Raw genomic sequence first — 20,030 nt, 5'->3', positions numbered from 1 at the left:
TGTGGCGCACAGCGCTTTCACCCGCGGATTGCGCCCCTTCATCGACGGACTGCAGTGGCCGGTGCCGGGACGTTCGGCGAAGGCGAAGCGCAAGGCGGCGCTCGCCACCGTGTCGGACGAAATCCTGGCGGCGGCCCGCGCCAGCCGTGGAGAACCCTAGGCCCGCGGGGTTCATTCTTGAGAGGCGCCGGGTTTCAATGGCCTGGAACGACCCCATGTCTACGGCTCCCGGCCAGGGCTCCCGGCCTCGGCGGGGTTTGGTCTTTCCCAAGTCAGCCCTTGAACCCCAAAGAGGAAGGGAACGATGAGCAACCTGAGCAAAGTCCTCGGCGTCATCCTGGCCAATGGCCTTGCCGGCCGCACGGGCCGGGGTCCGGCCTTTGCCGCTGCGATGCCTCTGCTCCTCGGCAAGAAGGGCAAGAAGAAAAAGAAGCACGTCTACGGCCACGGTTATGGCAGTCCGCATGGAATCCCCCATGCTCCGGCCGCCGGGTTGGGCGGACTGGCGGGTGGACATGGTTCGGGGCTGCTTCAGAAGGCGGGGCTCGCCTCGCTGGCTTATCTCGCCTACCGCGCTTATCAGGACAGCCAGAGGCCGGCTCCGGCCGGATCGCGGCCTCCTCCCGCGGCCGGCGGTCCGCTGGGCGGCATCCTTGACCGGTTGGGGTTGGGGGGCGTGTTTGGCGGCGCCTCGGGAGGTTCCATGGGCGGCAGCGTCCTTGGAGGCGGCGTGATGGGCGGCGGTGCAACCGGCGGCCTGGGCGATCGCTTGGCCGGGGTGCTGCGTGGCGGCACGCCGGAACCCGATCTGGGCGATGCGAAGGCGCTTCTGCTGATCCGCGCCATGATCGCCGCTGCGAATGCGGATGGTCGGATATCGCCCGACGAGCAGCGCCGCATCCTCGACAGCCTGGACGCCGCCCAGGCCGATCTGGAAGACCGGCGGATCGTCGAGGCGGAGTTGCGGTCCCCGCGTCCGATGGACGACATCGTCCGTGAGGTGCGCGACGCGGATACGGCGGAGCAGGTCTATCTTGCCTCCGAGTTGGCGGTGCGCGGCGGCAGCGAGGTCGACCGCCAGTATCTGGCCTACCTCGCCGCCCGCCTCGGTTTGTCCGAATCGCGGCGCCGGGAACTGGACTCGATGGTGTGACGGGCGCGCGGCCGGTCAAAGGGGGCCGTCAGGGGCGTGCCGGCGGATCGGTGACGATGCGCACCGGAACGCCCTTGGCGGCGGGGGGCTCCGACGCCTCGTCATGGTACCAGAGCGGGATCAGCGGGTTCATCTCCGGATAATAGGCGCCGAGGCAACCGCGCGGCAGCCGGAAGGGCGTGACCGTCAACCCGTACACCCGCCGGTCGACGCCGTCGCCGGCATCGCCGGCAAGCCCGACCACCTGCCCCTCACGCAATCCGGCGGCGGCGATGTCGGCCGGGTTCATCAGCACCACGTCGCGGGTGCCCTCGATCCCGCGGAGCCGGTCGGAACAGCCGTAGATCGTGGTGTTGAACTGGTCGTTGGATCGCATCGTGATCAGTCTGAAGCGGCCCGACGCATCTTCGAACCCGATGGCGCGCAGATGCCCCGGCGGCGTGAAATGGGCCTTGCCCGACGGGGTCTTCCAGATCCGTTCGCGTGCGGGATTGCCGCGGTAGAAGCCGCCCGGCGTGAAGACCCGTTCGTTGAAGCGGTGGAACTCGGCGGGATAGGTCTCTGCGATCAGCGCGCGGATGCGGCGATAGTCGGCCACCCATTCGTCCCAGCGGACCTTCGGGTTGGGCGGCAGGGTCGCCTTGGCCATGCCGGCGACGATGGCGACCTCCGATCTAAGATCGGGGCTGGCCGGCATGTTGTCGCCGAGCGAGCCGTGGATGCAGCTCAGGCTGTCCTCCATCGTCACCGCCTGGGCCCCGCCTTTCTGCAAATCCTTTTCGGATCGTCCGAGGCAGGGCAGCAGGAAGGCCACCTCACCATTGATCAGGTGGCTGCGGTTCAGCTTGGTGGCGATCTGGACCGTCGGACGCATGCGGGGCCAGGCCGCCTCCATCCTGTCGCGCTCCGGGATGGCGCGGACGAAGTTGCCGCCCAGCCCGATGAAGGCCTTCACCTCGCCCGCCAGGATCTTCTTGCAGGCCTTGACGGTGTTTAGCCCTTCCTTGCGCGGCGGTTCAAAGCCGAACTGTCCGGCCAGCCGGTCGAGCGGCACCAGCTCCGGCTTTTCGGAGATGCCGACGGTGCGCTGTCCCTGGACGTTCGAATGGCCGCGGACCGGCGAGATGCCGGTTCCGTCGCGCCCGATGTTGCCCTTCAGCAACCATAGATTCACCAGCGCGGCGAGCGTTTCCGACCCGCGCACATGCTGGGTCAGGCCCATGCCGTACATGGCGATGGAGCGGTCGGCCTCGATGTAGATGTCGGCGGCCTGCTTGAGGTCATCCCTGGTCAGGCCGGATTCCCGTTCGATCTCGTCCCAGCCGACGGCCTCCACCCGCGCCTTCATCCCGTCGAAGCCGACGGTGTGTTCGGCGAAGAAGTCCGGCGTGCAGCGCCGGCTGGTCAATTCCCAGATCGTCGCCTTGGCGCCGTTTTCGCAGAACCCGAAGCTGTGCGGCTATGCCGGTTTGCCCCAGGCGCAGGACACGCACATGAAGCCACCCGGCTTGTTCTGCCGGCGCAGCGTGTCGAGCACGGCCGGTGTCGGCCGTTCTTCCCCCATGATCCGTGCCATCGAGCCGACCGAACCCCAGCCGCCGGCGGGATTGTCATAATGCGGGGTGTTCTCGTCGTCGGACAATCCGTCGATGCTCATGGCGCGGGTCTTTCGGAGATTGCACGTAAGGTCAGTCCGCTCATGGTCTTTTTTGGGGGGGGCGCCGCCCATCCCCGTTAAGGTCCAACCGGCCGGAAGGCGACAGGCTCCCCGGTGCCGCCCGGCGGTGCGAGCGTCCGTACCCCCCGGAAGGGCTGGCTGCCGCAAAGGCATACCCCCTCCGTTCAGCGGGGCCGGGCGCAATGGAGCCGGCCCGGTCCTGTTGGCAAGGGAGAGTGGCTCCCGCAATCGGTGCGGTGCCCCCCGGCGATGAGCGACCGGGACTGACTCATCAGCTCAGCGGAGAACCATCCATGCCCAAGGCCAAAGACAACCTGATCGCGTGGCTGCGCGATGCCCACGCCATGGAAAGCCAGGCGGTCGAGATGCTTGAGCGTCAGGTCGACCGTATCAGGAACTATCCGGAAATGCTGGAGAAGGCCCAGGAACACATCGACGTTTCCAACCGGCAGGCCGACCGGTTGAGCCAGTGCCTTCAGTCGCTCGGCAGCAGCACCTCTTCGATCAAGACCGGCGTCGGCATGCTGATCGGCAACGCGCAATCGCTGTCGGGCATGTTCGCCGACGACGAGATCGTGAAAGCCGGCATCTTCAACTATGCCTTCGAGCATTTCGAGATCGCCAACTACCGCGCCCTGATCGCCGCCGCCATCCGGGCCGGCGAGACCGAGATCGCCCGCACGCTTCAGCAGAGCCTGGACGAGGAAATCGAAATGGCCTCCTGGCTGGAGCAGCGGCTGCCGCAGGTCACCGAAACCTTTCTGACCCGCCAGGAAGCCGGTACGGTCGCCGAAGCCAAGCGCTGATCGGCATGATGCCGGGGGCTGGACCATGCGGCCCGGCTTCCGGCATTTCCGTTTTCAGGTCAGGGCTTCTTCTGCTCGCTGGTCCGTCTGACATCCGGCTTGTACAGCACGCTCCGCAACAGTTCGGCGTTCTCGCGTGCGTCCCGATTCTGCCGGTCCCAGTTGGCGGCGAGGTGGGGCTGGCCGCGTTCCCTGGCGTGGGCGGCAAGGCGTTGGAACAGTTCGATGCGATCCTCATGGGTGCGCAAGGCGACCCACAGGGCCTTTTCCATCGCCTCCGCCTGCGCCTCCTCCATGCTGTCGGGGCTGAAGGCGTGTCCGACCCTGCAGCGGAAGCGCAGAACGGAGCCGTCACGGATCTCCGACAGCCCGCCGCCGCATTCGGGGCAGGAGAGGGTCGTGGCTTTGGCGACTGCCTGGGTATCGTCGGACACGGTCGAGAACTCCAGCTCGGCGATCCGCGCTTCCGTTGCGATATCGGGCGGGATGGGTGGGCTTGGCGGTGCCGGTTCGGCGGCAAGCCGGACGAGCAGCTCCGGCATCGCATCCAGCGCCACGACATGGTCGGGCTCCCCGCGTTCGATGGCGCTCCGGGGCATGCCGGGCCATTCGGCCTCGGATGGATCCTGGACGATGCCGATTCCACCGCAGCGGTGGATCGCCCGCAGCCCGGATGCGCCATCGTCCAACGTGCCCGACAGCACGATGCCGATCACACGGCTGCCGAACGCCACGCCGGCGGAGCGGAACAGCGGATCCGCTGCCGGCCGGGTGCGGTTTTCCCGCGGGCCGCGGCGGATCAGCACATGGTCGCGGTGGACCAGCAGATGGCGATCGGGCGGAGCCACATGGATGTGGCCAGGGCGGATCGGCTCTCCATCGCTGGGATGGAAGGCAGGCAGCCAGCCGATCCGGTCGAGCAGGAGCGGCAACACGCTGGGCGCGGTCGGCGACGTATGGATGACGACGAACACCGTCGGCGCATACCCCTTCGGCATGCCGCCAAACAGCCGCGTGACGGCGGCCAACCCACCGGCCGATGCGCCGATGGCGATGATGTCGCGTTTTTCCATAGGACCAGAACAGCGCATGGATTGCAGCGTTTCATCCGCCAAGCAGTATTTTCCGGCTCCCTCCGATGATTCACGAAAGGGGGCTAGACCCTCACATCGCTTGAGCGAGGTATGTACTGGCGATTATGCTCTGCCTGACACAGTGGCAATGCAAGACAATGACAAAAAATACGGACCATTCCGACAGCGATTTCAGCAACCTGATTCGCCACATTCAGGAAAGCCGGGGAATCGACTTCCGCGGCTACAAGCGTACAAGCCTGGAACGGCGCATCCGCCGGCGGATGGAGGAGGTCGGTTGCGACAGTTTCGCGTCTTACCATTCGTTCCTTGAGGCTCATCCGCAGGAATTCGTCGATCTTCTGAACACGGTGTTGATCAACGTCACGTCCTTCTTCCGCGACACCGATGCCTGGGATGTGCTGCGGCGCGATGTGGTTCCGCGTATCCTGGAACGGAAGGGCGACAATGGATCGATCCGCATATGGAGCATCGGCTGCGCATCGGGGGAGGAGCCCTATTCCCTGGCGATCCTCTTCGCCGAGGTGCTGGGAACGGTCGATTTCTGCCGGCGGGTGAAGATCTACGCCACCGATCTGGACGATGCGGCCCTGAACACCGCGCGCCATGCGACCTATGCGATGCGCGAGGTGGAATCCGTTCCGGAGCCGCTCCTGGAGCGTTATTTCGAGCGCACAAACAATCATTACGTCTTTCAGCGCGAGCTGCGCAAATGTGTCATCTTCGGACGCCACAACGTGGTCAGCGATGCGCCGATCTCCCGAATCGACCTGCTGATCTGCCGGAACCTGCTGATCTACCTGGAAGCCGACACCCAGGCCGTCGTCCTGCCGCGGCTGCATTATGCCCTGGTCAATGACGGGTTCCTGTTCCTCGGCAAGGCCGAGACGCAGCTGGCGCGGTCGCGCATGTTCGAGCCGGTGGACTTGAAAAGCCGCATCTTCGCCAAGGTGCCGCAGGAGTGGCGCCGCACCGCCGGCGGCAGCCTGTCGCTGGCCAGCGATGCCGGCAACGCCCGTACCAACCAGCAGGCCAGGTTGATGGAAAGCATCGTCGACGGCAGTTCCACCGGCTATCTGGCGGTCAATGCCGAAGGATTGCTGGTGTTCGCCAACGTCCATGCCCGGCGCCTGTTCGACGTCCAGGAAACCGATATCGGCCGCCCGTTCCAAGACCTGACCATTTCCTACCGGCCGACGGAATTGCGGAGCCGGATCGAGGAGGTGCGCAATTCCGGGCGGATGGTGCGCATCGAACATCAGCCCTTCACGCGTCCGGGAGCCGAACCGACGCGGTTGACCATCGAAGTGGCGCCGCTCGTCAGCCGGGACGGCAAGGCCTTCGCTACGCTGATCAGCTTCTTCGACACCAGCCGCGTCTATCTGCTTCAGCAGGAGATCGAGGCGGCACAGGAAAGTCTCGAGACGACCATTGAGGAGCTTCAGTCCTCCAACGAGGAGCTGGAGACGACGAACGAGGAGCTCCAGTCCACCAATGAGGAGCTTGAGACGACGAACGAGGAACTCCAGTCCACCAACGAGGAACTGGAGACGATGAACGAGGAACTGCGCTCCACCAACGAAGAGCTGGAGGTCGCCAACGAAGAGATGCGGCGCCAGAGCGAGGAGGCCGGGGAGTATCGCCGCTATTCGGAATCGATTCTCCGCAGCATCGATGTCGGCATCATCGTGCTGGACGATAACCTGACCGTCCAGTCCTGGAACCGCTGGAGCGAGAACATCTGGGGACTGCGGAGCGAGGAGGTGACGGGCGAGCCCTTCCTGGATCTCGACATCGGCCTGCCGGTGCAGCGGCTGCGCAGGCCGCTCCAGGATATCCTGATAACCGAAGCGCCTGTCGACCCGCTGGAGATGGAGGCGATGGACCGCCGCGGCAGGCGCATCACCTGCCGCATTCGTTTGTCCCCCTTGCTCTTCGACAACTGGCTGGCGCGTGGCGCCGTTCTGATCATCGAGGACGTGACTGAGCGCGCAAGATCCGATGCTTTCACCAGTTACCTCGGCCGTATCGTCGGAGAGTCGCTGAACGAGGTCTATTTCCTCGACTCATCCACCTTCACCTTCCATCTGGTCAACAAGGGCGCGGAGGAGAAACTGGGCTACCCGCTGGACGCCTTGCGCCAGATCGCCTTGCATGACCTGATGCCCGACATCGATGCCATCGCCTTCGGCAGGCTGGTGGAGCCGCTCCTGTCCGGCGAGAAGGCGGAAATCGTCTTCGAGACGACCATCGAACGCAGCGACCGGTCGGTGCGCCAGGTTGAGCTCTGCATGCAGTATTTCCCCCGCGAACAGCCGCCGATCCTGGTTGCACTTGCCCATGACGTGACGGAGCGTCAGCGCATCGGGATGGAGGACAGCAGGGCGGAGACGACCTCTGGATGAGGGGAAAATGGAGTGACTGACCGGGCCGTATGGTTCGGGCGGCTCCGCAAGGGTCGACAGCCTCTTGCCAATGGGATCCTGGTGGGGACTTTCTCTGATGAAAATCGTTCATAGTCTGAATTGCAATCTTGCTTGAACGGACGGCTTGGTACACCGTCGATCAACAGCAGGTCGGAAGGACCATGGCCCCATGTCGGACGCGCATGGATTGGGAGTCGGTCGTAGTCTGAAAGCGAAGCCGTTGATCGTTCAGCCGATTTGGGATCGGTTGAACCATGCGGTTATCGTGACCGACTGCAATCTGACGGCGCCGGGACCGACCATACGCTACGTGAATCCGGCATTCACCCGACTGACCGGCTACCGGGCCGACGAGGTGATCGGGCGGTCGCCCCGCCTCCTGCAATGCCCCCGCACCGACAAGGCGGTGATGTCGGCCATCAAGCGCGACCTGCTGGAAAGCGACTTCGCCCGCGCCACTCTGGTCAACCGCCGCAAGGATGGCAGAGACTATCTGTGTTCCCTGGTCATCACTCCCCTGATCGGACCGAGTGGGGAAACCGAACATTTCATCTGCGTAGCGGAAGACTTGATGGAGGACCGTTCCCAATCGGCCAGGCAGGATGTTACAGCCGAACTCGAGCAGGCGTTGACGCTCGTCGAGGATCTGGAAAGGCGGCAGATCGAAGCGGATGACCTGATCGCCCGGCAGCAAGGCGAACTGGCGAGATTGGCCGACCGCTACCGGGAGGCCTGCGCCCAACTGGAGGCGGTGCAGGAACGTTTGGCTTTGCGCGAGAGTGCGCTTGAGCGTTCGGGTCTGGAGTTCATCCGCTCCGACAGCGAGTTGAACGCCTCCATGGAGGAACTCCGCGCGATGGACGAGGAGCTTCGCGTCGCGCTGGAACAGATGGAGGAGGCCAACGCGCATCTCGCCCGGTCGAACGAGGAGTTGCGCCGTCTCCAGACCGCCGACGCGGACAAGCTCCAACTCCTTGCCTCCGCCAGCCACGATCTGCGCCAGCCGGTCATGTCGATGGGGTTGTTCCTGGATGTGCTGCGCAGCCGCATGGGCGATGCCGAGCGGCCGATCCTCGGGGGGCTTCTGGCGGCGCATGTCTCGATCCGCACCCTGCTTGACGGTATGCTCGATACCGCGCGTCTCGACGCCGGCGCGCTCGATCCGACCATCGAGCCGGTGCCGATGTCGGTCATGCTGGACGTCATCCATTGCGAGTTTATTCCGCAGGCGGAAATGCGCGGGCTCCGCTTCCGCGTGCTGCCCTGCGCCGAGACGGTTTCGAGCGATGCCCAGCTTCTGGAGCGCATCCTGCGGAACCTTGTCGCCAACGCGTTGAAGTACACCACGACCGGCGGAATTCTGCTGGGTTGCCGCCAATGCCACGATGCCGGGCGCGGCAGGCAACTGCGCATCGAGGTGTGGGACACCGGCCCCGGCATCGCCGAACAGAACCGGACGCTGATCTTCGAGGAGTTCCGGCAGCTCGACAACCGCGAGCGGGACCAGAGGCGCGGCGTCGGGCTTGGGCTGGCAATCGTTTCGCGGCTGGCCCGCCAACTGAACCACGAGGTCGGTGTCCGCTCCTGGCCGGGGCGCGGCTCCGTCTTCTCGGTAACCGTTCCGCTTGTTTCCAACGAGACTGCCGGCATGGGGAACTCGCACCTCCGCTTCGCCGGTTGAGGGCGCAGCGTGCGGAGCCATCTCTGTCACCTTCGGTTTGCGTAGTGCCTATCCCCATGCATCTTTAGCGTCACGGAAAGGATGGTTCATCCTGTCCCCCCGTCGGCACTGAGGTTGCTATGCCGCTCCGTGATCCAATGGCTACCGGCACTTTGGATGAATGAAAGGGAACAAACGTGGATCATCTTGCGCAGCATGTCCATGGCTCCGTGGAACTGGAACCGATGTCCGCCAGGCGGGTCCCGACCGTCGATCCCTTCAAATTCCTGATCGTCGACGACCATGCCCTCGTCAGGTACGGATTGGCGCTGGCGCTGAGGCATCGCTATGACGGCGCGGTGATCTTGGAGGCGGGATCGCTGGCCGAGGCGATGCGCAAGGCCAGGGCCGAAAGCAACATCACAGCCATTCTCTACGACCTGCAGATGGGCGACAGCGACGAGCATTGCGGTTTGGCCGACATGCTGGAGGCGGCGGGCGACGTGCCGCTGATCGTCGTATCCGGTGCGACGGACGGCACTGTCATCGCCTCCTGCATCCGCGCCGGTGCCCGCGGTTTCGTCCACAAGGGCTGTGAATGGGTGGTTCTGGATCAGGCGCTCCCCATCGTCTTGGAAGGCGGGCTCTTCGCCCCGGCGCCGCCGGCTGCGCGCGACGGCCGGCCGGTGCGCATCGCCATCGCGGATTCCGCGCCGACGAAGCCTGAAAGCGACGCCGTCAACGCCCTGACCGACCGCCAGCGCGAAGTGCTGCGGCTGCTGCTGGAAGGCCAATCGAACAAGGAGATCGCGCGCGCCCTGGGCGTGCTGGAAGGCACGATTAAGGTGCATCTGCGGACGGTGATGCAGCGGCTGGGCGTCCGCAACCGCACCCAGCTGGCGCTTGCCACCATGCGGGCGGGGATCCGGCTCCAGTCCTGATCTGCATCGCCCCTGACGGCCTTCGCCCTGTGTGCCGCCTTATGCCGCAGCCGGGCCGATCCCGCGCTGCTGGGCGGCGTCCAGCAGGCTGATCAGTTCGCCCGACACCCACCAGCGGCATTTCCGCCGCTCCTCCGTCGCGACGGTGACCACGCGCTCGATCAGCCGGCTTTCCCCGGTGTCGAGTTCACGCCCGTCACGCAGAGCCCGTTCGACGATGGACAGGAGGGTCTTGTCGATGGCGGTGACCTCGATCGGATAGCCGGTCTCCTCCGCCAGTTCGCACAGCTCGGCCATGGCCGACAGTGCGTCGTCACGCCCATAGCTGCCGATCTGCCGGAAAAGACCCGCCAGATGGTCGCCGATGGCGGTCAGCCAAGGGTTGGTGGAGGCGGCGATGCCACGGCGGCGCAGCCGGTGATTGAAGCCGTTGATGAATCGCACCGGTTCGATCAGCGGCCGGGCCGATGAACTGGCATTCAGGGTCAGCAGGCGATGGCTCAGCACCGGCACCACCTCTCCCTCCACCAGACCGGTGACGCGGCCGACGGCGGAGGACACCGCGGCCCAGTTCCTGCCGCCGCGCTCCACCCCGAACCCCTGAAGCGCGTCGTACCAGCGGAAGGCGCGCTCCTGCAGGCGGTCCACCGTTTCGCCCGCGGTCAGCTGCGGCGGGGCGGGGCGCCCGAGATGGAGATCCTCCAGCTTCTGGCGCAGGCACTGCCAGGCGAACTGGACATGGCCCACCGCCCCCTCCACCAGGGGGGAGTTCGGGAACAGGCCGTAGAGCGCCAGTGCCTGATCGGCATCGCGCGATCCATTCACCAGCGACAGGGCGTAGAACAGGGCGCTGTCCGGCGTTCCGGCACGCTGCGCTATCTCCGATACCGCGTGAAGGATGCCGATGGTGTCGCGTGGGCGCACCGTGCCGCGCCATTGCGGGGCGTGCTCCAACATCGCGTCCAGCAGGGCAAGGTCGCCCATCGACAGTGGCGCCACGCTGGTCAGGCCGCGCTTGCGGAGCAGGGTGATCCGCTCGGCATTGGCGGTCGCCAGCAGCGTGCCGGCTCCGCCGCGCTGGCGCAGCACCGCGAGCGAGCGGACGCGAAGCTCCTCCGCCCACCCCCCCGCCGCGGGGGAGGCGAGGACGGCATCGAGCGGATGTTCGCTGGCCCGCGCGGCGATGTCGGTCTGCACCTGACCGGCCAGTTCGCGCATGTGCGGCAGCAGGGCGAACCACCAGGCGCTGGCATCGACCACATGCATGCAGCCGGGCGGCCGTGTTTCCGCCAGCATCAGCGCATCGGTGCGCAGCATCACCGGGTCGAACCAGCCGGTCCAGATGCGGCGGGCATGTTCGGTGCGCGGGCCGTTCAGCATGGCGACGATCAGGCGGCCGATCTCGACCGTCATCTGGTCGTCTTCAAGATGGCCGGCCTGCACCAGTTCGAACAGCTTGGACTTCTGCGCGCGGTCGAGCGGCGCCAGGATCGCCTTGACCTTGTCGAGGCTGACGGCCGCAGGATCGGGTTGGACAGCGTGAAGCTCGACGGTCTGAAGGGAGGCGCTGCGGTTTGGGCGGCCAGCCATGGTGTTCACGGGCGCTGCTGAATCGGTATAATTTTAGGTACAAGCAGTGATTATTGCTACTGATATGTCGTGACATATTCTGTCAAGCTGTGTCAGGAGCGTGCCACGCCGGGCGCCCCGTGGCCGCTGGGCCGCTGCAGGGCACATTGAAACGAATTGCATCAAATGCTGACTAAATTTATTTCATTTAAGAGCCAAATCGTTCCTTCCCGTCAGGTGTTTGTGAGCCCATTATCCAGACAGGCAACGCGTCCAGCATGAAGGCGGCCCCATGGTCCCGCAGCAAATCGCCAACACCACCCTCAGGTTGCTTCCCGTCATGAGCCACGCCGATCCCAGCAAGGCCCAACCGGGCATCGAGGACGTTGCCGCCCGTCTGCTCGGCGCCGGTCTGTCGGATGCGGAGCGCGCCGAGACTTGCGAGGCGACGCTGAAACAGCTGATGGGATACCTGATCGAGCGTGAAGGCTGGGTTGCGGATGAGTTCGCCGCCCTCGCCCGTTCGTTGGGCGCCTACTGACCCTCGACCGGCCGCCGACCGCAAGACGGCCCTTTGGCCAGTTGCACGCCCCCTTCGTTGCGGGCAAGGCGCCCACGCGGGCGCAAGCCGGTGAGCGCAAGACGGTGTCCACCGCGGCATCATCGCATGGTTCGCCGAATGCGGGGCAGAGGCCGTGATCCTCGGTTTCACGGAGATCATGCTGCTGGTTCGTCCGGAGGACAGGCCGGTGCCGCTCCACGACACCACGGCCACCCATACCAAGGCTTGCGGTGGAGCCGGCGCTTTCCAACCGGTAACGCCAAGCCTCCACCGCCATGCCGGATCGTTCCTCGCCCGGACCGTTATTCCTTGGCCGCGCCCACGCCTGCCAGGTCGGGGGGGATGCCCAGGACTTCCGCGGCCATTCTGGCGACGTTGCCGTTGACGGGGGGCGGGGCGATGTTGACGCCCTCCTTCAGGGCGGCGGTGACCGTCTCGAGCACCTTGATGCGGGCGTACCATTTGGAGTTCGCCTCCACCGCATGCCAGGGCGCGTGGGAGGTGGAGGTGCGGTCGAACATTGCCTCTGCCGCCTTGACGTAGTCGTCCCATTTGGCGCGGTTGCGCAGATCCTCCTCCGTCAGCTTCCAGCGCTTGTAGGGATTCTTCATCCGCTCGCGGAAGCGCTCCAGCTGTTCTTCCGGGGTGATGTGCAGGAACAGCTTGACGATGCGCACGCCGTCGTCGGTCAGCAGACGTTCGAACTCGTTGATCTCGTCATAGGCGCGCTTCCACTGGTCCTTGGTGGCGAAATTCTCGACCCGCTCGACCAGGACGCGGCCGTACCAGGAACGGTCGAAGATGGCGAAGGTGCCGGCGCCCGGCAGCTTGGTCCAGAAGCGATACAGGTAATGCTTGCCCTGCTCCTCCTCAGTGGGGGAGGAGATCGGCCAGACATGGAAGCCGCGGGGGTCGAGCGGTTCGGTCATGCGACGAATTGCCCCGCCCTTGCCGGCGGCATCCCAGCCTTCGAACACCACGATCGCCCGGCGTTTCTCGTGCCAGTAGGTCTGCTGGATATGCAGCAGTTCCTTCTGCAGCTTGCCGAGTCGGCGGTCGTACTCCTCGGCGCTGTCGTACTGCGCCTTGTTCTGGTCCAGTTTACCGAGGCGGATCTTCGCGACCTTGCCGGGCTTTTCGGCCATGCTGGGCATCCTGTTCTAGGTTCGGTTGGTGTGTCGCCGGCGGCGGGCGGAACCTTCACCGCCCCGCCGGGTTGACCGGCGGGGGCATGTGCCGGCCGTGGCGCCGGTTCGGGAGCCTCCGCTCTGGAGAGGAGCGCAACCCGTACGGTTGATCCCACAACGGGACCGGCGGGCTGTCAACGGAGAAGCAGGGCCAAGGAAGGGGGTTCCATGAGCATCGTCGGACCGCGCATCTACAACCTGTTTCCGACCCTGGCGGGCCCGGTCCGCGATTGGGCCGGGCACCTGCCGCGGATCCAGGGGATGGGATTCGACTGGATCTTCCTGAACCCGATCCATCAGCCGGGATTCTCCGGCAGCCTCTATGCGGTGAAGGATCCGTATCGGCTGCATGATGCCCTGCGTGGCGGTTCGCAGGAAAGCGACGACGAGTTGCTGCGCCGCTTCACGGCGGAGGCCGGGGCGCATGGCCAGTCGGTGATGATGGATTTCGTCATCAACCACACCTCCCGCGATGCGCTGCTGGTCGACCGGCATCCCGACTGGTACAAGCGCGGCCCCGATGGTGACCTGCACCGTCCGGGCGCCGTCGATCCCAACGACACCACCCATGTCACGGTGTGGGGCGACCTCGCTTCGCTGGATTATGATCGGGCGGAGTCTCGCGCCGGGCTGATCGGCTACTGGTCCGACTATCTGCGCCACTATATCGGGCTGGGCGTGAAGGGCTTCCGCTGCGATGCCGCCTATCAGGTTCCGGCGGAGGTTTGGAAGAGCCTGATCGACGCCGCCCATGCCGTGAATCCGGAGGTGAAGTTCTTCGCCGAGACGCTGGGCTGCACGGTGGAGCAGGTGCGCGAGCTGTGCGGCGCCGGCTTCGACTTCCTGTTCAACAGTGCCAAATGGTGGGACTTCAAGGCCGACTGGCTGCTGGAGCAGTATGAGGAGTTCCGCTGGATCGCCCCGTCCATCGCCTTCCCGGAAAGCCACGATACCGACCGCCTTGCGGCGGAGGTCGGCAGCCAGGACGCTGCCCGGCTCGCCGCTCAGATGAAGATGCATTACCTGTTCGCCGCCAGCTTCTCCACCGGCGTGATGATGCCGGTCGGCTACGAGTATGGTTTCACCCGCAAGCTGGACGTCGTGCGCACCGGCCCTGCCGACTGGGAGCAGCCCAAGCTCGACCTGACCGGCTTCATCGGCGCCGTCAACGCCATGAAGGCGGCCACCCCGGCCCTGAACGTCGAGGGGCCGCAGCGCCGCGTGACCTCGCCTCACAGCCCGGTGCTGGGGCTGATCCGGCAGGTGGACGGCGCCGCCCTCGACCAGCCCGACGGCTGCGCCATCCTGGTGCTGAACCCGGACGAGAACCGGCCGCACATGCTGGACGCCGGTCCGATCCTGGCCGCCACCGGCGGCACCTTTGAAGCGTTCGTGGACGTGACGCCGGAGGCGGAGCCGCTGCCGATGGAGCCGGGCGCGCCGATGATGCTGCGCCCGATGGAACTGCGCGTCTTCAGCGCCCGTGCCGCCCGCAGCCACCCGGTCGAACTCCACGACGTGGAGGAGCGGGAGTGGATGGACTCCATCGCCGCCGGCCGCATGACCATCGAGAACGTCTATCCGGAACTCGACGGTGGCCGCTTCGCCATCAAGCGTGCGGTCGGCGACGCGATGGAGGTGTGGGCCGACATTTATACCGACGGCACCTTCGTGCTGGCTGCCTCTGTCATGTACAAGGCGGACGGCGACGAGGCGTGGAGCGAGACCCCGATGCGCCTGCACGAGAACGACCGCTGGGTCGGCCGCGTGCCGCTCACCCGCAACGCCCGCTACACCTACAGCATCGAGGCGTGGCGCGACGTCTGGGAAAGCTGGCGCGCCGACTTCAAGAAGAAGGTCGATGCCGGCATGGTCGTCGACCTGGAACTGGTGGAAGGGCGCCGCTTCGTCGAGCAGGCGCTCGACCTGAACCATGGTGACGGCCGCGCCGCGCTGGAGGCGGTGATCGAGCGGATGCAGTCGCTGGCCGGCCGCGAGGCCATCGATTACGCCCTGTCGGACGAGCCGCGCCGCGTCATGGCGCTCTATGGCGAGCGACAGTACAAGTCGCGCTATGTGCGCGAGCTGGAGGTGTATGTCGACCGCACCGCCGGCGCCTGTTCGGCATGGTTCGAGATCTTTCCGCGCTCCGCCTCGCCCGACCCGTCGCGGCCGGGAACCTTCGACGACGTGGTGAATTTGCTGCCCATGGTGCGCGACATGGGCTTCGACGTGCTGTACTTCCCGCCGATCCACCCCATCGGCCGCGCCTTCCGCAAGGGCAGGAACAACACGCTGAACCCCGGCCCGGACGATCCCGGCGTGCCCTATGCCATCGGCGCGGAGGAGGGCGGGCACGACGCCATCGATCCGATGATCGGCGATTTCGACGGCTTCCGCCGACTGGTGCGCGAGGCCAGGCGCCACGGCATTGAGATCGCGCTGGATTTCGCCGTCCAGTGTTCTCCTGACCATCCCTGGGTCAAGGAGCATCCGCACTGGTTCTACTGGCGGCCCGACGGCACCATCCGCTACGCCGAGAATCCGCCGAAGAAGTACCAGGACATCGTCAATGTCAGCTTCTACCGCCAGTCCTATCCGGACCTGTGGTACGCGCTGCGCGACGTGGTGCTGATGTGGTGCAGGGAGGGTGTGCGCATCTTCCGCGTCGACAACCCGCACACCAAGCCCTTCCCCTTCTGGGAATGGATGATCCGCGAGGTGCAGGACCGCTATCCCGACGCCCTGTTCCTGGCCGAGGCCTTCACCCGGCCGAAGCTGATGAAGCGGCTGGCCAAGGTCGGTTTCACCCAGTCCTACAGCTATTTCACCTGGCGCAACACCAAGCAGGAGCTGACCGAATACCTGACTGAGCTGACGCAGGGTGAATCGAAGGAGTACATGCGTCCCAACTTCTTCGCCAACACCCCCGACATCCTGCCGAAGATCCTGACCCAGGGCGGCCGGCCGGCCCACATGATGCGGGCGGTTCTGGCGGCGACGCTGGCCGGTGTCTACGGCCTGTACGGCCCCTACCTGCTGTGCGAGGCGGAAGCCTATCCCGGCAAGGAGGAATACAACCATTCTGAGAAGTACGAGGTCCGGCACTGGGACTGGAACCAGCCCGGCAACATCCGCGACTACGTCACCGCCATCAACCGCATCCGTCGCGAGAACCCGGCGCTGCAGCAGTTCACCAACCTGCGCTTCTACAACGCCTTCGACGACAACATCCTGCTCTACGGCAAGATGACGGCGGCCAAGGACAATGTGATTCTGATCGCGGTGAATCTCGACCCCCGCAACGGCCATGGCGGCACCATCGAAGTGCCGCTGTGGGAGCTGGGCCTGCCCGACGGCGCCCATGTCCAGGTGGAGGACCTGTTCAGCGGCCACCGCTTCACCTGGATCGGCAAGTTCCAGCATGTCTGGCTGGATCCCCACCGCAACCCGGCGGCGATCTGGCGGATCGTGCCGCCGGGAGTGTGAAAGCTCTNCAAAGCGGGGGAGGGATGGGGAGGGGGCAACCGATCCCGCCGCTTCACAACAAAAAAGCGGCCCCGCAGGGCCGCTTTTTTCAATTCGGTCCACCCACCGGTCAGCGGCGGCGGATCATCGTCACGCCGCCGACGGTCTTGTCGAGAAAGGCGATCATGGTATCCGGCTTATGGCCCACGGAGGAGGCGGCGAAGGCCATCCACCAGCGCGCCATGGGGGTCGTCCAACCATAACGGTCGGCGATGACCTGAACATCCAGGGTAGAGGTCATGGTCGGGTGGGCGGCCGTCGCGACGCCGGCGGTGCGGGAAGCACCGGACGGGGTAACCTGGGATTCGACGCTGTGCATTTTTCCTCCCAACGGGGACATTCGGTGTCCGCCTGCGCGGTACCTTATCCCTCAACCGCCGGAAGAGGCAGAGTGGCTTTGGTCCTAACGGGTACTATACCTTTGGCTGCGGAGACCAACGGCAACAGGGCATCCTTCGAATAGGCGGCACAGATAATATTAGCATTTCCAATGCATTGACCGCCGCTATGCCGGAACGTGGCGCCTGACGATGGGCTGCCCCGCTGTTTCGCCTGTGCCACCATGTCGCACTCTTGTCCGACAGCCCCTCACTTGGAGGCCAGCAGAGCCCGCGGTGCGCGGTCTGCACCGCTCGCCAGCGGCGTCTTGGGGTCGGCAATCCAGGCGACGATGTCGTTCACGACGAGCTGGCCCTTCAGGTCGCGCAGCAGCATGTGATAGCCGTCGGGATAAACCGCGACGACATGCCGGCCGCCGGCTTCGAAGTCCTTCAGCGCCCGCTCCACCGGCCGCGGCGGCAGCACCTCCTCATGCGCGCCGTAGAGCACCAGCGACGGCGTCTGCAACTGCCGGCAGGCGTCGAGCGCCGCACCCATCAGGTCGGTCAGCCCCTCCAGCGCATCGACGCGCGAGCCCTTGATGACCAGCGGGTCGCGGCCCAGCGCCCGCAGCATCTCGATGTTGTCCGACGGGCGGATGTTCAGGTCGCGCGGCGGGTGCACCACCATGCCCGGCACCAGAGTGTAGGTGACCCACAAAGCGGCGCGCGGGAAGAAGCCCATCGCCTGCCGGCCCCAGACGGCCGGGGCGACCAGGATGGTGCCGTCGACCTTCGGCGGGCTGGGGCCGGTCATCGCGGTCAGCACCACCGCCCCGCCCATGCTTTCGCCCATCAGATAGACCGGCACGCCGGGATGGCGCTTGTGCACCATCTCCACCGCGGTGCCGGCATCGCTGACCAGGGTCGGCGTGCCGGCCCATACGCCGCGGTCGCGGGTGGCGCCGAAGCCGCGCTGGTCATAGGCGTAGGTGGCGATGCCGGCCGCGGCGAACGCGCGGCCGGCGCCGTCGAAGGCGTTGGAATAGTCGTTGTAGCCGTGCAGGGCCACCACGGCGGCCCGCACCTTGCCATCCGCCGGCAGCCAGGAGCGCATCGGCAGCTCGAAACCGTCGGCGGCGATCAGCACCTTGTCGTTCAGCTGCGGCTGGACGACGGCCGTTCCCATCGGCTGGAAAGTCGCGGCACAGCCGCCAAGCAGAAGTCCCAACCCAAGAACAGCCGCCAATCCGCTACGCCGCATGGATTACCCCTGTGTCGCCGTGCGCACCACCCGTCAGTTGGAGGAATATATCCTCCAGATCCGATTCCTCGGTCGTGACATCGACGATGCCGATGCCCGATGCGGCCAGAGCCGACAGGATGGCCCCCGCGCGCTGGCGGCTGGGCTGATAGCGGACGACCATCCGCCGCGGCTCCGGCAACTCCACCGTATAGCCTTCCAGCGAGGGCGGGGCGGCGGACAGGTCGCGCTCCAGCGTCAGGCACAGCGCCTTGTTGTCGACCCGGCGCAGCAGCGTCGTCTTCGGCTCGCAGGCCACCACCTGTCCATGGTTGATGATGGCGATGGTGTCGCACAGCTCCTCCGCCTCCTGGAGGTAGTGGGTGGTCAGCAGCACGGTGGTGCCGGACTTGTTCAGCGTGCGCACATAGTCCCAGAGCTGGCGGCGCAGTTCCACATCGACGCCGGCGGTCGGCTCGTCCAGGATCAGCACCGGCGGGGTGTGCACCATCGCCTTCGCCACCATCAGCCGGCGCTTCATTCCGCCCGACAGCGACCGGGCATGGGCATCGGCCTTGTCGGCCAGCCCGACGGCGTCAAGCAGCTCCTCCGTCCGGCGCTCCTTCTTCGGCACGCCGTAGAGGCCGGCTTGAAGCTCCAGCATCTCGCGCGGGGTGAAGAATGGGTCCATGTTCAGCTCCTGCGGCACCACGCCGATGGAGGCGCGGGCGCGGCGCGGCTGCTCCGACACCTCGTGGCCCCAGATGCTGGCGGTGCCGCCGGTCTTGTTCACCAGCCCGGCGAGGATGTTGATCATCGTCGATTTGCCGGCGCCGTTGGGGCCGAGAAGCCCGAACAGCGACCCGCGCGGAATGGCGAGGTCGATGCCCTTCAGCGCCTGCTTGGGCCCGGCCTTGCCGGTTGGCTGATAGATCTTGGTCAGGCCGCGCAGCTCCACCGCGTTGGCCGGGAGCGAGACGGGCGTGGGGGTATCGGTGGGCGCGGCCATTGATCCTGAACCATGATGATTGCGATTGGCGAAAAAGCCCGGCGATCCGGTGGTTTCCCCCGTTGATCCGCGGCGCGCGATGGGTATCATCCGGCCCGCGCGCGCGGAACCCTGAACGGGGGCCCGGACAGCGGGCGTGTCCACGATGGCGTGAACCGGCGCGCCTGTCAAAACAGAGGATGACTGCCATGCAGCCGACCGAGACGATCCTTGTTGAAACCTCGACCGTCGGGTGCGACGGCGGCGGCGGCGCGCTGGGCCATCCGCTGGTCTATCTGACGCTGGATCGCGAAGGGCAGGTGGAATGCCCCTACTGTTCGCGCCTTTACAAGCTGAAGGAAGGCGCCAAGGTCGCCCACGGTCATTGATTGATGGCCATTGGTCCGGGGCCACTGGTCTGGGACCACTGATCCCCCCGGTCGTTGGCCGACCTTCGGCCGTGCCGCCCCGCTTCAAGGGCGGCCCGGCCGGCGGGGTCGCTGCCTCCGTTCGGCGCCAAGGCGGCTCCCCTGATGTCCGGGACCGCAACTGCTCAAGCACTGTGCAGCGGTGAGTAAAAAACGACCATTCGTCTGAGAATCACTTTGAGCGGCCGTTCGGGAGGCACCATGCCCGCTGTCCGCCAAGTCTTTCAGATTTTTAATACGACGAGAGAAAATATTCCTTATCTTTCAACGGCTTGCCGCTTTAAGCCGGCGCTGTCCGCGTTCATGGGACAGGATGGGTTACCTTTTTGTTATATTTTCCCTTCGTACTATGCCACAGTATCGGCGATGGCGCTTGACGGGCGTTGTCGGGCCGGCGTCTACTTTGCCGCATTGCGGAAAGGTGGAGATTCCACAATCGTTGTTTGAGTT

Annotated in this window: 17 protein-coding genes and 1 pseudogene; 10 read left to right on the top strand and 8 right to left on the bottom strand. The window is 65.7% G+C overall.

All coding sequences use genetic code 11. The features are described from left to right. Nucleotide 1 precedes the first annotated feature (1 nt). Both A6A40_RS29630 and A6A40_RS29625 read left to right on the top strand, forming a co-directional pair. Nucleotides 2-160: a hypothetical protein gene (locus tag A6A40_RS29630; protein ID WP_174718562.1), complete on the top strand. Its 159-nt coding sequence runs from the start codon at nucleotides 2-4 to the stop codon at nucleotides 158-160. Nucleotides 161-304: 144 nt separating this feature from the next. Further along, nucleotides 305-1,153, top strand: coding sequence for a tellurite resistance TerB family protein (locus A6A40_RS29625; protein WP_108549384.1), 849 nt, complete (start codon nucleotides 305-307; stop codon nucleotides 1,151-1,153). Between the two features lie 28 nt (nucleotides 1,154-1,181). Here A6A40_RS29625 and A6A40_RS29620 read toward each other — a convergent pair. Both A6A40_RS29620 and A6A40_RS32550 read right to left on the bottom strand, forming a co-directional pair. Further along, nucleotides 1,182-2,537 (bottom strand): annotated as a pseudogene (locus tag A6A40_RS29620) (molybdopterin dinucleotide binding domain-containing protein); the annotation flags it as partial. Between the two features lie 75 nt (nucleotides 2,538-2,612). Then, nucleotides 2,613-2,810: a hypothetical protein gene (locus A6A40_RS32550; protein ID WP_472240648.1), complete on the bottom strand. Its 198-nt coding sequence runs from the start codon at nucleotides 2,808-2,810 to the stop codon at nucleotides 2,613-2,615. A 314-nt stretch (nucleotides 2,811-3,124) separates the two neighbouring features. Between A6A40_RS32550 and A6A40_RS29615 the strand changes: the two genes are divergently transcribed. After that, on the top strand, nucleotides 3,125-3,637 hold the full coding sequence (locus A6A40_RS29615; RefSeq protein WP_108549383.1) for a ferritin-like domain-containing protein: 513 nt from the start codon (nucleotides 3,125-3,127) through the stop codon (nucleotides 3,635-3,637). Between the two features lie 59 nt (nucleotides 3,638-3,696). On the opposite strand, the gene A6A40_RS29610 is transcribed toward A6A40_RS29615, so the two are convergent. After that, nucleotides 3,697-4,710, bottom strand: coding sequence for a chemotaxis protein CheB (locus tag A6A40_RS29610; protein ID WP_108549382.1), 1,014 nt, complete (start codon nucleotides 4,708-4,710; stop codon nucleotides 3,697-3,699). A 158-nt stretch (nucleotides 4,711-4,868) separates the two neighbouring features. On the opposite strand from A6A40_RS29610, the gene A6A40_RS29605 reads away from it, so the two are divergent. The 3 genes from A6A40_RS29605 (at nucleotide 4,869) to A6A40_RS29595 (ending at nucleotide 9,758) form a co-directional block, all read left to right on the top strand. After that, the gene (locus tag A6A40_RS29605; RefSeq protein ID WP_108549381.1) at nucleotides 4,869-7,136 is read left to right on the top strand and encodes a CheR family methyltransferase; all 2,268 of its coding nucleotides are present in this window, start codon (nucleotides 4,869-4,871) and stop codon (nucleotides 7,134-7,136) included. Between the two features lie 286 nt (nucleotides 7,137-7,422). Next, a complete protein-coding gene (locus tag A6A40_RS29600) occupies nucleotides 7,423-8,838 on the top strand; it encodes a PAS domain-containing sensor histidine kinase (RefSeq protein ID WP_236784148.1) in 1,416 nt (471 codons plus the stop codon). Nucleotides 8,839-9,014: 176 nt separating this feature from the next. Then, nucleotides 9,015-9,758 (top strand): LuxR C-terminal-related transcriptional regulator, encoded by a 744-nt coding sequence (locus A6A40_RS29595; RefSeq protein WP_236784147.1) that lies wholly within the window; start codon nucleotides 9,015-9,017, stop codon nucleotides 9,756-9,758. A gap of 39 nt (nucleotides 9,759-9,797) precedes the next feature. On the opposite strand, the gene A6A40_RS29590 is transcribed toward A6A40_RS29595, so the two are convergent. Beyond that, nucleotides 9,798-11,348 (bottom strand): hypothetical protein, encoded by a 1,551-nt coding sequence (locus tag A6A40_RS29590; protein WP_108549379.1) that lies wholly within the window; start codon nucleotides 11,346-11,348, stop codon nucleotides 9,798-9,800. Nucleotides 11,349-11,619: 271 nt separating this feature from the next. Between A6A40_RS29590 and A6A40_RS29585 the strand changes: the two genes are divergently transcribed. Then, the gene (locus tag A6A40_RS29585) at nucleotides 11,620-11,868 is read left to right on the top strand and encodes a hypothetical protein (protein ID WP_236784146.1); all 249 of its coding nucleotides are present in this window, start codon (nucleotides 11,620-11,622) and stop codon (nucleotides 11,866-11,868) included. Between the two features lie 323 nt (nucleotides 11,869-12,191). On the opposite strand, the gene A6A40_RS29575 is transcribed toward A6A40_RS29585, so the two are convergent. Next, nucleotides 12,192-13,034 (bottom strand): polyphosphate kinase 2 family protein, encoded by an 843-nt coding sequence (locus A6A40_RS29575; RefSeq protein ID WP_108549543.1) that lies wholly within the window; start codon nucleotides 13,032-13,034, stop codon nucleotides 12,192-12,194. Between the two features lie 210 nt (nucleotides 13,035-13,244). Here A6A40_RS29575 and A6A40_RS29570 point away from each other — a divergent pair, with 210 nt between their 5' ends. Then, nucleotides 13,245-16,565: a maltotransferase domain-containing protein gene (locus tag A6A40_RS29570; RefSeq protein WP_108549378.1), complete on the top strand. Its 3,321-nt coding sequence runs from the start codon at nucleotides 13,245-13,247 to the stop codon at nucleotides 16,563-16,565. Between the two features lie 109 nt (nucleotides 16,566-16,674). Here A6A40_RS29570 and A6A40_RS29565 read toward each other — a convergent pair whose 3' ends face one another. The 3 genes from A6A40_RS29565 to A6A40_RS29555 form a co-directional block, all read right to left on the bottom strand. After that, nucleotides 16,675-16,923, bottom strand: coding sequence for a hypothetical protein (locus A6A40_RS29565; RefSeq protein WP_236784145.1), 249 nt, complete (start codon nucleotides 16,921-16,923; stop codon nucleotides 16,675-16,677). A gap of 269 nt (nucleotides 16,924-17,192) precedes the next feature. After that, complete coding sequence (locus A6A40_RS29560; RefSeq protein WP_108549376.1) at nucleotides 17,193-18,185, bottom strand: alpha/beta fold hydrolase; 993 nt, start codon at nucleotides 18,183-18,185, stop codon at nucleotides 17,193-17,195. Further along, nucleotides 18,175-19,173 (bottom strand): ABC transporter ATP-binding protein, encoded by a 999-nt coding sequence (locus A6A40_RS29555; protein WP_108549375.1) that lies wholly within the window; start codon nucleotides 19,171-19,173, stop codon nucleotides 18,175-18,177. The genes A6A40_RS29560 and A6A40_RS29555 overlap by 11 nt, the downstream gene beginning before the upstream one ends. A gap of 179 nt (nucleotides 19,174-19,352) precedes the next feature. Between A6A40_RS29555 and A6A40_RS29550 the strand changes: the two genes are divergently transcribed. Together A6A40_RS29550 and A6A40_RS30615 are read left to right on the top strand one after the other, a co-directional pair. Then, nucleotides 19,353-19,541: a zinc-finger domain-containing protein gene (locus A6A40_RS29550; protein WP_085086595.1), complete on the top strand. Its 189-nt coding sequence runs from the start codon at nucleotides 19,353-19,355 to the stop codon at nucleotides 19,539-19,541. A 240-nt stretch (nucleotides 19,542-19,781) separates the two neighbouring features. Further along, nucleotides 19,782-20,027: an arginase family protein gene (locus A6A40_RS30615; RefSeq protein ID WP_146191667.1), complete on the top strand. Its 246-nt coding sequence runs from the start codon at nucleotides 19,782-19,784 to the stop codon at nucleotides 20,025-20,027. Nucleotides 20,028-20,030: the final 3 nt, after the last annotated feature.

Source organism: Azospirillum humicireducens (assembly GCF_001639105.2).
Taxonomy (GTDB): domain Bacteria; phylum Pseudomonadota; class Alphaproteobacteria; order Azospirillales; family Azospirillaceae; genus Azospirillum; species Azospirillum humicireducens.
This window is presented reverse-complemented; position numbering and strand designations above follow the sequence as displayed.

Bases quoted from the DNA above. Each gene is read 5' to 3' on its own strand.
- A6A40_RS29570 (WP_108549378.1), top strand. From the start codon at position 13,245: ATGAGCATCGTCGGACCGCGCATCTACAACCTGTTTCCGACCCTGGCG.
- A6A40_RS29615 (WP_108549383.1), top strand. From the start codon at position 3,125: ATGCCCAAGGCCAAAGACAACCTGATCGCGTGGCTGCGCGATGCCCAC.
- A6A40_RS29560 (WP_108549376.1), bottom strand. From the start codon at position 18,185: ATGCGGCGTAGCGGATTGGCGGCTGTTCTTGGGTTGGGACTTCTGCTT.
- A6A40_RS29585 (WP_236784146.1), top strand. From the start codon at position 11,620: ATGGTCCCGCAGCAAATCGCCAACACCACCCTCAGGTTGCTTCCCGTC.
- A6A40_RS29610 (WP_108549382.1), bottom strand. From the start codon at position 4,710: ATGGAAAAACGCGACATCATCGCCATCGGCGCATCGGCCGGTGGGTTG.
- A6A40_RS29575 (WP_108549543.1), bottom strand. From the start codon at position 13,034: ATGGCCGAAAAGCCCGGCAAGGTCGCGAAGATCCGCCTCGGTAAACTG.
- A6A40_RS29555 (WP_108549375.1), bottom strand. From the start codon at position 19,173: ATGGCCGCGCCCACCGATACCCCCACGCCCGTCTCGCTCCCGGCCAAC.
- A6A40_RS32550 (WP_472240648.1), bottom strand. From the start codon at position 2,810: ATGAGCATCGACGGATTGTCCGACGACGAGAACACCCCGCATTATGAC.
- A6A40_RS29565 (WP_236784145.1), bottom strand. From the start codon at position 16,923: ATGCACAGCGTCGAATCCCAGGTTACCCCGTCCGGTGCTTCCCGCACC.
- A6A40_RS29550 (WP_085086595.1), top strand. From the start codon at position 19,353: ATGACTGCCATGCAGCCGACCGAGACGATCCTTGTTGAAACCTCGACC.
- A6A40_RS29625 (WP_108549384.1), top strand. From the start codon at position 305: ATGAGCAACCTGAGCAAAGTCCTCGGCGTCATCCTGGCCAATGGCCTT.
- A6A40_RS30615 (WP_146191667.1), top strand. From the start codon at position 19,782: ATGCCCGCTGTCCGCCAAGTCTTTCAGATTTTTAATACGACGAGAGAA.
- A6A40_RS29605 (WP_108549381.1), top strand. From the start codon at position 4,869: ATGACAAAAAATACGGACCATTCCGACAGCGATTTCAGCAACCTGATT.
- A6A40_RS29590 (WP_108549379.1), bottom strand. From the start codon at position 11,348: ATGGCTGGCCGCCCAAACCGCAGCGCCTCCCTTCAGACCGTCGAGCTT.